The sequence below is a fragment of the Streptomyces sp. V4I8 genome, assembly GCF_041261225.1.
In the GTDB taxonomy this organism is placed as follows: domain Bacteria; phylum Actinomycetota; class Actinomycetes; order Streptomycetales; family Streptomycetaceae; genus Streptomyces.
The window spans coordinates 8,743,634-8,758,782 of record NZ_JBGCCN010000001.1; the positions used below are offsets into that span (position 1 = coordinate 8,743,634).

13 protein-coding genes are annotated in these 15,149 nt (G+C 70.5%); 7 read left to right on the forward strand and 6 right to left on the reverse strand.

Annotated features, from left to right (window positions below; genetic code table 11):
• Positions 1-129 precede the first annotated feature (129 nt).
• The 4 genes from ABIE67_RS39770 (at position 130) to ABIE67_RS39785 (ending at position 6,612) form a co-directional block, all read left to right on the forward strand.
• Positions 130-894, forward strand: a complete 765-nt coding sequence (locus tag ABIE67_RS39770; RefSeq protein ID WP_217208136.1) for a DeoR/GlpR family DNA-binding transcription regulator — start codon at positions 130-132, stop codon at positions 892-894.
• Entirely contained in the window at positions 891-2,231 is a 1,341-nt protein-coding gene (locus tag ABIE67_RS39775) for a 6-phospho-beta-glucosidase (RefSeq protein ID WP_370266423.1), read from the forward strand. The genes ABIE67_RS39770 and ABIE67_RS39775 overlap by 4 nt, the downstream gene beginning before the upstream one ends.
• A 70-nt stretch (positions 2,232-2,301) precedes the next feature.
• Positions 2,302-5,355: an alpha-mannosidase gene (locus tag ABIE67_RS39780; RefSeq protein ID WP_370266424.1), complete on the forward strand. Its 3,054-nt coding sequence runs from the start codon at positions 2,302-2,304 to the stop codon at positions 5,353-5,355.
• Between the two features lie 6 nt (positions 5,356-5,361).
• Complete coding sequence (locus ABIE67_RS39785) at positions 5,362-6,612, forward strand: alpha-L-fucosidase (RefSeq protein WP_370266425.1); 1,251 nt, start codon at positions 5,362-5,364, stop codon at positions 6,610-6,612.
• Between the two features lie 204 nt (positions 6,613-6,816).
• Here the strand turns inward: ABIE67_RS39785 and ABIE67_RS39790 are convergent, their stop codons facing one another.
• Positions 6,817-8,502, reverse strand: a complete 1,686-nt coding sequence (locus tag ABIE67_RS39790; protein WP_370266426.1) for a carbohydrate binding domain-containing protein — start codon at positions 8,500-8,502, stop codon at positions 6,817-6,819.
• 229 nt (positions 8,503-8,731) lie between these two features.
• On the reverse strand, positions 8,732-9,868 hold the full coding sequence (locus ABIE67_RS39795) for an ATP-grasp domain-containing protein (RefSeq protein ID WP_370266427.1): 1,137 nt from the start codon (positions 9,866-9,868) through the stop codon (positions 8,732-8,734).
• 362 nt (positions 9,869-10,230) lie between these two features.
• On the opposite strand from ABIE67_RS39795, the gene ABIE67_RS39800 reads away from it, so the two are divergent.
• Both ABIE67_RS39800 and ABIE67_RS39805 read left to right on the forward strand, forming a co-directional pair.
• Complete coding sequence (locus ABIE67_RS39800) at positions 10,231-11,091, forward strand: metallophosphoesterase (protein ID WP_370266428.1); 861 nt, start codon at positions 10,231-10,233, stop codon at positions 11,089-11,091.
• Positions 11,088-11,768, forward strand: a complete 681-nt coding sequence (locus ABIE67_RS39805; protein ID WP_370266429.1) for a 4'-phosphopantetheinyl transferase — start codon at positions 11,088-11,090, stop codon at positions 11,766-11,768. Before ABIE67_RS39800 ends, ABIE67_RS39805 begins: the two co-directional genes overlap by 4 nt.
• A 23-nt stretch (positions 11,769-11,791) precedes the next feature.
• Here the strand turns inward: ABIE67_RS39805 and ABIE67_RS39810 are convergent, their stop codons facing one another.
• The 3 genes from ABIE67_RS39810 to ABIE67_RS39820 all read right to left on the reverse strand — a co-directional run bounded on the left by ABIE67_RS39810 (position 11,792) and on the right by ABIE67_RS39820 (position 13,344).
• On the reverse strand, positions 11,792-12,022 hold the full coding sequence (locus ABIE67_RS39810) for a hypothetical protein (protein WP_370266430.1): 231 nt from the start codon (positions 12,020-12,022) through the stop codon (positions 11,792-11,794).
• A 107-nt stretch (positions 12,023-12,129) separates the two neighbouring features.
• A complete protein-coding gene (locus ABIE67_RS39815) occupies positions 12,130-12,654 on the reverse strand; it encodes a toxin-antitoxin system, toxin component (protein ID WP_370266431.1) in 525 nt (174 codons plus the stop codon).
• Positions 12,655-12,693: 39 nt separating this feature from the next.
• Positions 12,694-13,344, reverse strand: a complete 651-nt coding sequence (locus tag ABIE67_RS39820) for a helix-turn-helix domain-containing protein (protein ID WP_370266432.1) — start codon at positions 13,342-13,344, stop codon at positions 12,694-12,696.
• A gap of 223 nt (positions 13,345-13,567) precedes the next feature.
• On the opposite strand from ABIE67_RS39820, the gene ABIE67_RS39825 reads away from it, so the two are divergent.
• Positions 13,568-14,230 carry a hypothetical protein gene (locus ABIE67_RS39825; RefSeq protein WP_370266433.1) on the forward strand — a complete coding sequence of 221 codons (663 nt, stop codon included), beginning with the start codon at positions 13,568-13,570 and terminating at the stop codon, positions 14,228-14,230.
• 82 nt (positions 14,231-14,312) lie between these two features.
• Here the strand turns inward: ABIE67_RS39825 and ABIE67_RS39830 are convergent, their stop codons facing one another.
• The gene (locus ABIE67_RS39830) at positions 14,313-15,125 is read right to left on the reverse strand and encodes an ABC transporter ATP-binding protein (protein ID WP_370266434.1); all 813 of its coding nucleotides are present in this window, start codon (positions 15,123-15,125) and stop codon (positions 14,313-14,315) included.
• Between the last annotated feature and the right edge of the window lie 24 nt (positions 15,126-15,149).

Genomic DNA, 15,149 nt, shown 5'->3' on the forward strand with positions numbered 1-15,149 from the left:
CCAGAGCTCGGAGATCGTCAAAACTCTTCATTTCGGTGAGCGGAATCGTGCGCCGATCGGAGAGATTGGTCAATACCCGAGCAGAAATGAGCATGGCGATGATTGAAGATGACGAGTAGTGTTCACGCCGTGCTGGCAGAACGACGACACCAACTCATCCTGCGGGCCCTGCGCGCCGGGGGCCCCGCGGCTGTGACCGACCTCTCCGAGCAGCTGGGTGTGAGCCCGGCCACGATCAGGCGTGACCTGGTCAAACTCGAGGAGGACGGCCTGCTCACGCGGGTGCACGGCGGCGCGGTAGTGGAGGAGGGCGACCAGCCCTTCGCCGAGGTCGCGGAGATGCGCGTGCCCGAGAAGGACGCCATAGCCGCACACGCCGCCGCGATGATCGAAGATGGTCAGTCGGTGCTGCTCGACATCGGCACCACCGCCTTCCGGCTGGCCCGCCAGCTGCACGGCCGCCGCCTCACCGTGATCACCAGCAACCTGGTGGTCTACGAGGAACTCGCCGACGACGAGGGCATCGAGCTGGTGCTGCTCGGCGGCATGGTCCGCCGCGAGTACCGCTCCCTGGTCGGCTTCCTCACCGAGGACAATCTGCGCCAGCTGCATGCCGACTGGCTCTTCCTGGGCACCAGTGGAGTACGGCCGGGCGGGCAGGTGATGGACACGACGGTCGTCGAGGTGCCGGTCAAGCGGGCCATGATCAAGGCCGGCGAGAAGGTCGTGCTGCTCGCCGACGCGGCGAAGTTCCCGGGTACGGGGATGGCGAAGGTCTGCGGTCCGGATGACCTGGACGTGGTGGTGACGAACGCGCCGGTCGACGCGGCGACCCGGTCCTCCCTGGAGGAGGCGGGCGTCGAGGTGGTCGTGGCAGGAAAGGTTCAAGTGTGAAACTCACGATTCTGGGCGGCGGCGGATTCCGCGTGCCGCTCGTGTACGGGGCGCTCCTGACGGACCGCGCCGAAGGCCGGGTCACCCGCGTCGTGCTGCACGACCTGGACGACCGCCGGCTCTCCGCGGTGACTCGCGTCCTCGCCGAGCAGGCGGCCGGAGTGCCCGACGCGCCCGAGGTGACCGCCACGACCGACCTGGACGAGGCCCTGCGTGGCGCCGACTTCGTCTTCTCGGCGATCCGCGTCGGCGGCCTGGAGGGCAGGGCGAACGACGAGCGGGTCGCGCTCGCCGAGGGCGTCCTCGGCCAGGAGACGGTCGGCGCGGGCGGCATCGCCTACGGTCTGCGGACCGTCCCGGTCGCCGTCGACATCGCCCAGCGCGTGGCCCGGCTCGCCCCCGACGCCTGGGTCATCAACTTCACCAACCCGGCGGGCCTGGTCACCGAGGCCATGTCCCGCCACCTCGGCGACCGCGTCATCGGCATCTGCGACTCGCCGGTCGGCCTCGGCCGCCGTATCGCCCGCGTGCTCGGCGTGAAGAATCCCGGCGAGGCGTGGATCGACTACGTCGGCCTCAACCACCTCGGCTGGGTGCGCGGCCTGCGCGTCGCCGGCCGCGACGAACTGCCGCGCCTGCTCGCCGACCCCGACCTGCTCGGCTCCTTCGAGGAGGGCAAGCTCTTCGGCGTCGACTGGCTCCGCTCGCTCGGCGCGATCCCGAACGAGTATCTGCACTACTACTACTTCAACCGGGAGGCCGTCCGCGCCTACCAGCAGGCCGAGAAGACCCGTGGCGCCTTCCTCGCCGACCAGCAGGCGCACTTCTACCGCGAGGTCGAGCGGTCGGACGCCTCCGCCCTGGAGATCTGGGACCGCACCCGCGCCGAGCGCGAGGCCACCTACATGTCGGAGAACCGGGAGACGGCCGGCGCCGGCGAGCGCGACGCCGACGACCTGTCCGGCGGCTACGAGAAGGTGGCGCTCGCGCTGATGCGGGCCATCGCCCGTGACGAGCGCACGACCCTGATCCTCAACGTCCGCAACCAGGGCACGCTCTCGGTGCTCGACTCCGAGGCCGTCATCGAGGTGCCGTGCCTGGTCGACGCCAACGGCGCCCACCCGGTCGCCGTCGCCCCGCTGCCCGATCACGCGACCGGCCTCGTCTGCTCGGTCAAGGCGGTCGAGCGGGAGGTGCTGGCCGCCGCCGAGTCCGGTTCCCGTATGACCGCCGTGAAGGCCTTCGCGCTGCACCCGCTGGTCGACTCGGTGGGCGTCGCCCGCAGGCTGGTCGAGGGCTACTTCTCGGTCCATCCGGGACTGTCGTACCTTAGGTAGCGCTCGCCTCGGAAAGCGCTTTCACCCACCTCGCTTCCCTCTCCGTTCTCTCCCTCCCTGGAGACCCCTCATGCACGACGAACGCCGCCGGATCGAGGAACGCGTCGAGCGCGTCCACAACCAGCGCATCAAGCCCGCGATCTACTCGGCCACCGTCCCCTTCGAGGTCGAGGCCTGGCAGGCGCCGGGTGAGCCGGTCTCCTTCGAGGAGGCCGCGGCCGCCCGCTACGCGCCCTTCGCGATGGACACCCCGTGGGGCCCGCCCTGGGGCACGACCTGGTTCCGGATGCGCGGCCGGGTGCCGGCCGAGTGGGCCGGACGGCGCGTCGAGGCGGTCATCGACCTCGGCTTCGTGGGGGACTGGCCCGGAAACCAGGCCGAGGCCCTGGTCCACCTGCCCGACGGCCGCCCCCTGAAGGCGGTCAACCCGCTCAACCAGTACGTCCCGATCGGCAACCCCGTCGCGGGCGGCGAGGAGATCGACTACCTGGTCGAGGCCGCCTCCAACCCGGACATCCTGGCCGACAACTTCTCGAGGACGACCCCGCTCGGCGACATCCTCACGGCGGGCGACAAGCCCCTCTACACCTTCCAGCGCGCCGACATCGCCGTCCTGGACGAAGAGGTCTGGCACCTCGACCTCGACATCCAGGTGCTGCGCGAGCTCATGGTCCACCTCGGCGAGCACGAGCCGCGCCGCCACGAGATCATGCACGCCCTCGACCGGGCCATGGACGCCCTCGACCTGGACGACGTCTCCGGCAGTGCCGCGGCCGTCCGCGAGCTGCTCGCGCCCGTCCTGGCCCGCCCCGCGCACGCCAGCGCGCACACGATCTCCGGCGTCGGCCACGCGCACATCGACTCGGCCTGGCTCTGGCCCATCCGCGAGACCAAGCGCAAGACGTCCCGCACCTTCTCCAACGTCACCTCGCTGGCCGACGAGTACGACGACTTCATCTTCGCCTGCTCCCAGGCCCAGCAGTACGAGTGGGTGCGCGACAACTACCCGCACGTCTGGGCCCGCATCCAGGAGTCCGTGAAGAAGGGCCAGTGGGCGCCGGTCGGCGGCATGTGGGTGGAGGCCGACGGCAACCTGCCCGGCGGCGAGGCCATCGCCCGCCAGCTCATCCACGGCAAGCGGTTCTTCATCGAGCACTTCGGCGTCGAGACCAAGGGCGTCTGGCTGCCGGACTCCTTCGGCTACACCGCCGCCTACCCGCAGCTCGCCAAGCTCGCCGGCAACGACTGGTTCCTCACCCAGAAGATCTCCTGGAACCAGACCAACAAGTTCCCCCACCACACCTTCTGGTGGGAGGGCATCGACGGCACCCGCATCTTCACCCACTTCCCGCCGGTCGACACCTACAACGCCCGCTTCAGCGGCGAGGAGATGGACCGCGCGGTCCGCAACTACTCCGAGAAGGGCGCCGGTACGCGCTCGCTGGCCCCCTTCGGCTGGGGCGACGGCGGTGGCGGCCCCACCCGCGAGATCATGGAGCGGGCGCGCCGCCTCGCCGACCTGGAGGGCTCGCCCAAGGTCGTCGTGGAGCACCCCGACGAGTTCTTCGCCAAGGCCCGCGAGGAGTACCCGGACGCCCCCGTGTGGGTCGGCGAGCTCTACCTGGAGCTGCACCGCGCCACCTACACCTCCCAGGCCCGCACCAAGCAGGGCAACCGCCGCTCCGAACACCGGCTCCGCGAGGCCGAGTTGTGGGCGACGACGGCCGCGCTGCACGCGCCGGGCTACTCCTACCCGTACGAGAAGCTGGACCGGCTGTGGAAGACGGTGCTGCTGCACCAGTTCCACGACATCCTGCCGGGCTCGTCGATCGCGTGGGTGCACCGCGAGGCGGAGGCCGAATACGCCCGCGTGGCCGAGGAGTTGGAGGCGCTGACGGCCGAGGCGGTCGCGGCGCTGGGCGCGGGCGAGGCCAGGGTCTTCAACACGAGCCCGTTCGAGCGCGCCGAGGTGGTCCGCACCGCCGAGGGCACACCGGCGTATGTGCGGGTGCCCGCGAACGGCAGCGCGCCCCTGACGGGAGCCGAGCCCGCGCAGCCGGTCTCCGTCTCCGGCCGGGTCCTCGACAACGGACTGATCCGGGTCGAGGTCGCCGAGGACGGCACCCTGTCGTCCGTCCGCGACCACCGGACGAACCGGGAAGTCCTCGCCGACCAGGGCAACCTGCTCCGCCTCCACACGGACCTGCCCAACTACTGGGACGCCTGGGACATCGACAAGCACTACAAGAACCGTTACAAGGACCTGCTGGAGACGGACGCGGTCACCGTCGTCGAGGAAGACCCCCTCGTGGGCGCGATCCGCGTCACGCGGTCCTTCGGCAAGGGCTCGAAGATCACCCAGATGATCACGGTGCGCGCCGGCAGCCCCCGTATCGACTTCGAGACCGAGATCGACTGGCACGAGGCCGAGAAGATCCTCAAGGCGGGCTTCCCGGTGGACATCCGGGCCCCGCACTCCTCCGCCGAGATCCAGTTCGGCCACGTCCAGCGCCCCACCCACACCAACACCAGCTGGGAGGCGGCCCGCTTCGAGGTCTCCGGTCACCGCTGGGTGCACATCGCCGAGCCCGGCTACGGCGTCGCGGTCATCAACGACTCGACGTACGGCCACGACGTCTCCCGCACGGTCCGCGAGGACGGCGGTACGACGACCCGGGTCAGCCTCAGCCTGGTCCGCGCCCCGCGCATCCCGGACCCCGAGGCCGACCAGGGCAAGCACCGCTTCACCTACTCCCTCCTGCCCGGTGCGAGCATCGAGGACGCCGTCGCCGAGGGCTACTCGCTCAACCTCCCCCTGCGCGTGGCGGACGCGGCGGGCGCGCCCGAACCGGTCGTCTCCGTGGCCGGGGACGGGGTGACCGTCGAGGCGGTCAAGCTGGCCGACGACGAGTCCGGTGACGTCGTCGTCCGCCTCTACGAGTGCGGTGGCGGCCGGTCGACCGGCGTCCTGCGCACCGGCTTCCCGCTCGCCGGGGCCCAGGTGACCGACCTGCTGGAGCGCCCCCTGGAGGACGCGGACGTCAACGCGGACGGCGGGGTCGCCGTCGCCCTGCGCCCCTTCCAGGTCCTCACGCTCCGACTGCGGCGCGCGGAAGGGAGCTGAGCGGGGGTGCCCATGCAACCCTGGTTCCCCGACGCCAAGTTGGGGATCTTCATCCACTGGGGCATCTACGCCGTGGACGGTGTGCAGGAGTCCTGGTCGTTCTACGACGACATCGTCCCGTACGACCAGTACATGACCCAGTTCGACCGCTTCACGGCATCCCGCTACGACCCGCGCGACTGGGCGAAGCTCTTCGCGCGGGCCGGTGCCCGGTACGCCGTCCTGACCAGCCGCCACCACGACGGCGTCGCCCTCTGGGACACCGCCCACGGCGACCTGAACGTGGGCCGCGACCTGATCGGCGGCTACGCGGACGCCCTGCGTGAGCAGGGCCTCAAGGTCGGCCTCTACTACTCGCACTCGGACTGGAGCCACCCCGACTACGCCTCCACGCGCAAGCCCGGCCGCCCGCCGGAGCTGGAGGACAACCGGTACTCGGAGGTCGCGGCCGAGGACGAGGACCTGGACGCCTGGGAACGCTTCCTCGCCTACCGGGACGGCCAGATCCGCGAGTTGACGTCCCGTTACAAGCCGGACCTGCTGTGGTTCGACGGCGAGTGGGACCGCAGCGAGGAGCAGTGGCGCATCCCCGAGCTGGCCGCGCTGATCCGCTCCGAGGTGCCGGACGTCGTCTTCAACGCCCGCATGCTCAGCGAGGGCGACTACGCGACACCGGAACAGGGCGCCCCGGTCGTCCCGCCCGAGGGCCCCTGGGAGCTGTGCCTGACGCTCAACGACTCCTGGGGCCACCAGCACCACGACCACAACCACAAGTCGGTCGACCAGCTGATCCGCTACTTCACGGAGACGATCGGCGGCGGTGGCAACCTGCTGCTCAGCGTCGGACCATGCGAGGACGGCACGATCCCGCAGGAGCACGTCGAACGCCTGGAGGGGCTCGGCGACTGGATCGCCAAGCACGCGGAGGCGGTGTACGGCACCGGGCGGGGCCTCCCGGCCGGGCACCACTACGGCCCGAGCACCCTCTCCGAGGACCGTCGCACCCTGTACCTGGTCCTCTTCGACGCCCCGCGCGCCGAGATCAACGTGCGCGGACTGCTCGGCTCGGTACGCCGGGTCACGGTCCTCGGCAGCGGCACCGAACTGGCCCACCGCATCACCGGCGGCCTGCACGAAACGCCGGGCGTCCTCTGGATCGAACCGCCCACCGGGGCGGACCTCGACCCGCACGCCACCGTGCTCGCCGTCGAGCTGGAAGGGGAACTGGAGCTGTACCGCGGCGCGGGCCGCTTCTGACCCACTTCTGAGCCGGCGACGCACCTTCGAGTCGGCCGGCCGCCGCCCCCGTGACAGCGCCGGCCGACCCGAAGCCCCCGTACATCCCCCGTGGTGGTGCGTTCCCCCGTGGTTCCCCCGTTGCCTTGCACTCTTATGAGCGCGCTGTCCGCGCCCTGATACACCCTTCCGGAAAAAACTTCCCGGCGGGGGCGAAGGGCGACCTCAGCCGGTGAAGCCGGCGGTGATGGACGTGAACTGCCAGTTGTTCTGGCTGATCCCGGAGCAGTTGCTCGTCACACCGCCGCCCGGGCACGGCCGGTCGCGGTTGACCGACCAGAAGGCGAGACGGGCGATGTGGTGCGAGTTCGCCCAGTCCCGGATCTGGGTCCAGGTCGCGGGTGAGGTGAGCTCCTGCTGATCGGACAGGCCGTTCATGCCGGAGATGCCGATGTGGGCGTAGGCGGTGGCGTAGTCCCAGCCGAAGGTCGCCTTCAGCTTGTTCTTGAGCCCCTCCGTCGCGTTCACCGTGTTGCCGTACATGTCGGCGCCGCCGCCGAAGTCGAACGGCATGATCGTGAAGACGTCGATGTCCGCGTTCAGTGCCCTGGCCTGCTCGATGAGGCGGTTGCCCCAGTAGTTCGGGCCGGTTGTCGACGTACCGAAGGTGATGATGGTGCGCAGCCCCGGGTTGTTCGCCTTGACGATCTTCAGGGCGTTCAGGATCCGGTCCTGCACGGTCGCGTTCTCGAATTCATCGGTGTTCTCGATGTCTACGTCGATCGCCTTCAGCCCGTACGCGTCGATGACCTTCTGGTACGCACCCGCCAGCGCCTCGGCGCTCGAACAGTTCGGCCCGAGCTTGTTGCCGCTCCAGCCGCCGATCGACGGCACGATGTCACCGCCCGCGGAACGGATGGAGTTGATGACGCTCTGGTCGTTCCCGCCGGTCAGCGGGCGCTGTCCGTCCCAGGCGGGGTTGCAGCCGCCGGAGGAGAGGATGAACGCCATCGTGTACCACTTGACGCCCGTCGCGTTCATCACCGAGGTCGCGCTCGGCGGGTCGCCCCAGCCCAGGTACAGATAGGGCGCGGCCTGCTTGAAGCCGGTACCGCCACCGCCGCCCGCGTCCGTCGTGACGCTGACGGTGTTGGAGGCCGCCGACACGTTCCCGGCCGCGTCCCGCGCCTTCACCGTGAAGGAGTGACCCGTGCTCGGTGACAGACCGCTGACCGTGGCACTCGTACCGGAGACACTGAGCACCTGGCTCGAACCCCGGTAGATGTCGTACGCCGTCACCCCGACGTTGTCCGTCGAGGCGTTCCACGCCAGCGAGACGCTCGACGACGTCTTGCCGGTGGACCGCAGGCTGCCCGGAACGGACGGCGCCTGACTGTCCGAACCGCCGCCACCGGGCCCGTCGAGGCTGATGTCGTCGGCGTAGTAGGTGCCCTGGGCGTACCAGCCGTGGACGTAGACGGTGGCGCTGGTCTGGGAGGCACCGGTCGTGAAGGACACGGTGAGCTTGCTGTACGCCGACGGCGACGACGTCCAGGTCGACGCACCACCGTGCACGCCGAGGTAGACGTACGACCCGCGCACCCAGCCGCCGAGTGTGTACGTCGTGTTCGGCTGGACCGGGACGGTCTGGGTGCACTGGGCGATGTCACTCGAACTCACGGCCCCTGCGAGGGCCTTGGAGCCGGTGTGCACGGGGGATGACACGACCGAGCCGAGGTTGCCGCCGCAGGACCAGGGCGAGAGCCCGCCCGACTCGAAACCGGAGTTGGAGAGGAGGTTGGCCGCGTGGGCCGTACCGGGAAGGGCGACGACTCCGGTGACCGCGAGGGCGGCGGAGCCGAGCAGGGCGAGAAGACGACGTCTGAGTCGTCTGAGGGGTTGGTTGCGCACGCGATCTCCCTGGGAAGTGTGGGGTGTTCGGGAGTGCACGAGGTGCAGAGCCGTGCAGATGAGGTGCGCAGACCAAGTTGGTATGGACCAATTCCGGTGTCAAGGCCTGACGTCGAGATTGGTCCATACCGGCGAGGGCGACTCTGTCAGGGATGCGGGGCTGTCTCGATGTGCGGCTCCGCCGCGCGGGCGCGACAAGCCACAGCGAATCCCGCACCCGGCAGGCAACCTAGAGCGGCAGAACCTGAGCCGCCCCGGCCACACCGACGGAGTCAGCCGGCGCCGGGGCCGGCATCGCCGGCAGCAACGGCCCCTCGACCTCCGCCCGCTGCTGCGGAATGGACACCGGCCGCAGCGGCCGCGGCCCGGAGACCACCGTGTAGTCCTGTCCCAGGAACGGCGGCGCAACCTCCCCCGGGTCCTCACCGAGCGCCAGCTGAACCGCCAGCCACGGCACATTGACCCCGCACAGCGACAGCTGGTGCAAGCCCCCGGCGGGCCGCGTGTTGACATCCATCAGCACCGGCGTCTCCCCGAACATCCGGAACTGGATGTTGGACAGATGGTGCAGCCCGAACCCCTCCGCGATCAGCCGCGCCGGCTCCAGCCACTGCTCCTGGAGGGTGAACCCACGACGGCGACCGTTCTTGAGCCGGCCGATCGCCAGCCGGACCCGGTTGTCGGGACCGGTGAGGCAGTCCACCGAGACCTCCGGCTGCTCCAGCCGCGGCATCACCAGCCAGTCCACCGGCTCGTCGGCCCGCCGCAACGCGTCCACGACAAGATCCAGCTGCACATACGGCGTGGGGAACCCGCTGAGGTGCATGAGCGAGAAGGGGGCGCGCGTGATCACACGGAAGCCCACCCCGCCCGCGCCGGACGCCGGCTTGAAGCAGGCCTTGTGTCCGCCCGCCTCCAACTCGTCGACCGCCGCGATGAGTTCATCGGCGTCACGCACCCGCCACCACGGCGGTACCGGCACCCCGATCGCCTGCACGGCCTCGTACGCGATCACCTTGTCGTGGAAGACCGCCACGGCCTCCGGCGGGGGCGCGAGGAGCGCCGTACCGATCGCCTCGAAGTCCGCGCGGTGCGCCACGATCGCCGACTGGTGCAGCCGGGGCACGAACACGTCGATGCCGCGGCGCCGGCACTGGGCGAGGGCGTACTCCACGTATCCGGCCGGGGACAGGCCCTCCGGCTCCAGGTCGGCGGTGTCGGCGGCGGCCAGCACGGGCGAGTCGGCGTCCCCGTGTGTCGCATGGATCTCGACGGCCCGATCACTGGGATTTCGCCGCAGTTGATCCATGAAGAACACGTTCTCCGCGTACGTGCGGTTGAGCCAGACGCGTACGCGAGAGACCATGCAGGGCCGTCCTTTCGGGGTTCGCGGGCAGGGCGAAGCAGGCCCATGCCCGGGCAGAGTGGTTGGAGGGACACCAAATCGCCCCTTGCGAAGGGGCGTTGATAGCCGTGGTGTTGGGGCGATCATACGGCTTTCAAGGGCGGCCGCGTGCAACGTACGTGTTACGGAATTGCGGATCATTCCTGACCACCCCGGCCACCCCGGCCACCCCGGCCACCCCGGCCACCCCGGCCACTCCGGCCACCCCGGCCACCCCGGCCACTCCGACCGCGCCCTGCCGGGGCGCCGACCTGATCCCCCTTGTACCGTGAACACATCCTGTGTTCTCGTGGAGTCGTTCGTGTGATCGAAAGGGGCGAGGGGTGACGTCGACGGTCGGCGGTGCCGGACAACTGCTGGCCATCAGCGACCTGCACATCGGCTACGAGGAGAACCGCGCCCTCGTCGAGAAGATGCGCCCGGACTCCGACGACGACTGGCTGCTCGTCGCCGGTGACGTGGCAGAGACCGTGGCGGACATCCGCTGGGCCCTCAAGACGCTCGCCGGCCGCTTCCGCAAGGTGGTCTGGGTGCCCGGCAACCACGAACTGTGGACCCATCCGAAGGACGCCGTCACCCTGCGCGGCGTCCCCCGCTACGAGCACCTTGTCGAGATGTGCCGGGAACTCGGCGTGACCACCCCCGAGGACCCCTACCCCGTCTGGGACGGCCCCGGCGGCCCGGTCGCCGTGGCGCCGCTCTTCCTGCTGTACGACTACTCGTTCCTGCCCTCCGGCTGCACCACCAAGGAGGAGGGGCTGAAGTACGCGCACGGGACCGGCATCGTCTGCAACGACGAGTACCTGCTGCACCCCGACCCGTACCCGTCCCGCGAGGCGTGGTGCGCGGCCCGGGTCGCCGAGACCGAGCGCCGGCTCGCCGCCCTCCCCGCGGACCTGCCCACCGTCCTCGTCAACCACTACCCGCTGGACCGCCACCCCATGGACGTGCTCTGGTACCCCGAGTTCGCCATGTGGTGCGGCACCCGGCTGACCGCGGACTGGCACCGCAGATTCCGCGTCGAGACCATGGTCTACGGACACCTCCACATCCCGCGGACCACCTGGCACGAAGGCGTCCGCTTCGAGGAGGTGTCGGTGGGCTACCCCCGTGAGTGGCGCAAGCGAGCGGACCCGCCCGGACGGCTGCGCCGGATTCTGCCCAGGGAGGACGGCACCCGTTGATCGAGGAACTCCTGCCGGCCTCGGTGGTCACCGTCGAGGCGTACGGCGACGAAGAGCCCGCGAACACGGCCCTCTACCCCGAGGAGGAGGCGGTCGTGGCCCGGGCGGTCGACAAGCGCCGCCGTGAGTTCGCCGTCGTACGCTCCTGCGCGCGCCGCGCCATGGACAAGCTCGGCGTGCCACCACAGCCGATCCTGCCCGGCGAACGCGGCGCCCCGGCCTGGCCGGCCGGCCTGGTCGGCAGCATGACCCACTGCGACGGCTACTGCGCCGCCGCGCTGGTCCGCGCCGCCGACCTGGCCTCCCTCGGCATCGACGCCGAGCCCCACCAGACGCTCCCGGAGGGCGTCCTGCCCGCCGTCGCCCTGCCCGCCGAGGCGGAACGGCTGCGCCGCCTGTCCGGCGACCACCCCGGCGTGCACTGGGACCGGCTCCTCTTCAGCGCCAAGGAATCCGTCTACAAGGCGTGGTTCCCGCTCACCGGGAAGTGGCTGGACTTCACCGAGGCCGACATCGACGTCTTCACCGACCCCGGTGAGCAGGGCAGCGGCGGCTTCCGCGCCCGGCTCCTCGTACCCGGCCCGCGGGTGGGCGACCGCCGGCTCGATGGGTTCGAGGGCCGTTGGACCGTCCGGCGGGGGCTGGTGGCGACCGCGGTGAGCGTGCCGCACACCTGACCCCCGGCCTGTCGCGGGATCCGCTACGGCTCCGCCGGGCACCAGCTCTGCAGCATCCGGAAGAACGCCTCCTCGTTGCCGCTCAGCCCCGCGTCCGCCAGCGCCTGTTCGGCCTCGGCGAGGACAGCGGGCGGCACGATGGATGGTCGGCTTCCTCCGGGCGGACCGTCGAACGCGGCTCGTACGGTGTGCAACAGCCGCAGATAGGCCTGGACGGCGGTGCGCTCGCGGTCGGTCAGTACGGCGGTGGGCATCGGTCGGCTCTCCCCGGGTCGGCGTCGTCGCGTCACGCCCCGCACATGAGGGCGCACCACCAGCTTGCCGTCCACCACTGACAATCGGGCCCCGGCAGGGCTGTGGGTCAGCCCTGTGACCCCAGGTAGCCCAGTGACGCCTCGATCCGCCCCGCTAAGTGGTCCCGCTGACCGCGCACCGAGGAATCCGCCAGCCAGGCACGGCACTTGCTGGCCAGCAGCAGGCCGAAGCTCTCGGCCTCCCTCTCCTCCGCCTGGTCGAAGTGGTTGCGGGCGGCGACCTTCAGCACCGTCGACCGCAGATCGGCGGTGTCGTCGAGGAGCCGGGCCGCCACGGAGGCGCCCTCGACGCTGTGGCTGCTGTGGCCGGCCTTCATGTGCCACAGCTCATGGCCGAGGATCACCAGCTGGTGGTCGGGCGCGGTGCGTTCCTCGATCACGACGAGGTCCTGCTCGGCCATGTCGAGCCACAGCCCGCTGGCGGTGTCGGGCGGAAAGGCGGCCGTACGGAAATGGACGGGACGGCCGCGGCGTCTGCTCATCGCGTCGCACAGCGCGCGGTACAGCTTCTCGGGCGGCGCGGGCGCCGGAAACGCCAGCTCCGCGACCAACTCGCCGCACAGGCGGCGCATTTCCCTAGCGGTGCCCACAGATCTCCCGTTCTCCCCGGTTCACGACTCGGGCCGCTTGACGCTCTCCAAGAGCATGTCCAGCCACTCCGCGACCTTGTCGCGATGCTGGTCGGTGGGCAGTTGTGCGGCCCGCCAGGCGATGCCGCGCACACCGTGGTCCTGCAGGAGTCTCTCCAGCGGATCCTCGGCGGCCTGGGCCGCCTCGCGCTCCGCGAGCTTCTGCAGCAGGTCCTGCTCGGTGCGCTGGAGGGCGCCCGCGAGCGCCTCGGGGTCCTCGGCCGTGAGGAATCCGGCGTGGACGCGGAAGAAGCGCTGGATGGCGTCGCAGTGCTCCATGGTGGGGCGCCGGTCGCCGTTGATGAGGGCGCCAGCCTGCTGCCGTGACATGCCCGCGCCGTCCGCGATCTCCTGCTGCGTGTACTTGCGGCCGTTCGGCTTCAGGCGGGTGCGGCGCAGGAGGTCGAGTCGCTGCAGGAACCGGGCCTGTACATCGGGCTCACCCGCGGGATAGCCGCTGAGCAGGGCCTTGACCACGGGCACCGGGACGCCGGAGGCGACGGACAGACGGCCGGTGTCGAAGACCTCCGCGTGCGGCACGCCGAGGCGGTCGGCGAGCGCGGTGACACGAGCGGCGACGGCCGGCAGCGCAGCCGTCGGCGTGGCGCCCGGACCCTCGATGCCATCCGTCACCGACAGATCTCCTACGTCTCTCACAGGCTTCTCACAAGCGGTTGCCGTGAACTCGACGGAGATTACCGGGTAGTTCGAACGCACATCCAGGTCTCGCCACAACTGTGTCCAATTTCAGCCGTCAACCGACATGAAATGCCACGATAGTTGACACGGCTCCGGCGCGGGCAGCAGGATCAAGGCGCCATGTGAAGGCCGCATAGGCAAGAGGGGTGACCTCCCGATGGCATATCAGGCAGGTGGGCAGCGGTCCGTACCGCGGCCCGTCCCCGAGCGGCCCGAGGCCGAGGCGTATCTGCGTGACTACGCCGACCTCGTGGAGGCCGTGCCCTTCCCGTCCGTCGTCGTCGACCACCGCTGGGACGTCGTCCTGGCGAACACCGCTTTCGCGTCACTTTTCCGCGGCGTTGGCCCCCATCCGACGGCCATGCCCGGCGACAACCTCCTCAGGTTCGTGCTCTTCCATCCGGACGCGAGCACCGTCCTCGGCGAGCACGAGTCCAGCTGGTGCCTGCCGATGCTGGCCCACTTCGCGGCCGCGCTGGAGCGGCACGGCCACGACCACGGCCTGCAGGCCATCCGCCGGGAGATCGCCCAGGACCCGATCATGGAGGCCGCCTACCGGCAGGGCCTGCCGCACTGGATCCGCGCCGTCGGCGAGCGGGCGGTCGCCCAGGACGGCGCCGTACGCCCGCTGCTGCACCCGGACCCGCGCTGGGGCGCCACCGACTGCCGGGTCGTCGACGAGACGCCCCGGACCCTGCAGGAGATGGGGTACACCCGGCTGACGCTGGTGCTGCGCGAGGTGCGCCGCGACCGGCCCCGGGCCCGAGGGGCCCGGCGCGCCCCGGCCCACCTGCACGTGGTGCCCACTCCCGAGGACTGAACGGGGCACCGCCGGCGTTCAGGTCGTCGGCGGCGCCCCGTCAGGGTCACCCGGGCCGTAGGCGGCCGGCCGGCGGGCCGGTTCAGTGAAGTGGAGGCGTATCCGACTTCGTGACCGCGTCCTGGACGACCCCGCGCTTCGCCGCCTGGATCTGCGCGTACACATGGGTGCGCAGCTCGGCGAAGCGCGGGTCCACGCGGGTGTGCAACTGGTCGCGTTCCGCGGGCAGATCGACCTTCAGCTGCTCCTGGACGACGGTGGGGGAGGCGGACAGGACGAGCACCCGCTCGCCCAGGTACACGGCCTCGTCGATGTCATGGGTGACGAAGAGGATCGTGATGCCCCGCTCCCGCCACAGCCCCCGGACCAGGTCCTCCAGATCGGCCCGGGTCTGCGCGTCCACCGCCGCGAACGGCTCGTCCATCAGCAGCACACGGGGCTCGTACGCCAGCGCCCGGGCGATGGCGACCCGCTGCTGCATCCCGCCGGACAGCTGCCACGGATACGCCCCCTCGGCATCCGTCAGCCCCACCGACTCCAGCGCGTCCCGCACCAGCTCTCGCCGCCGTGTTCTGCTCAATCCCTTCTGTTTCAGCGGGAGTTCGACGTTCTCGCCGACCCGCATCCAGGGGAAGAGGCTGCGCCCGTACTCCTGGAAGACGAACGCCATCCCGGGCGGCGGGCCGCTCACCTTGCGCCCCTCCAGGAGCACTTCACCGCTCGTCGGCGTGAGCAGTCCGCCCATGCACTTGAGCAGGGTCGTCTTGCCGCAGCCCGACGGGCCGACGAGACAGACCAGTTCGCCCGCGTCGACGGTGAAGGTGAGGTCGCGCACCGCCTCCACGCGCCGTCCGGAACCCTCGTAGACCTTCTTCAGGCCGCGTACGTCGAGCATGGACCCGCCCTTCACGGTGTTCAC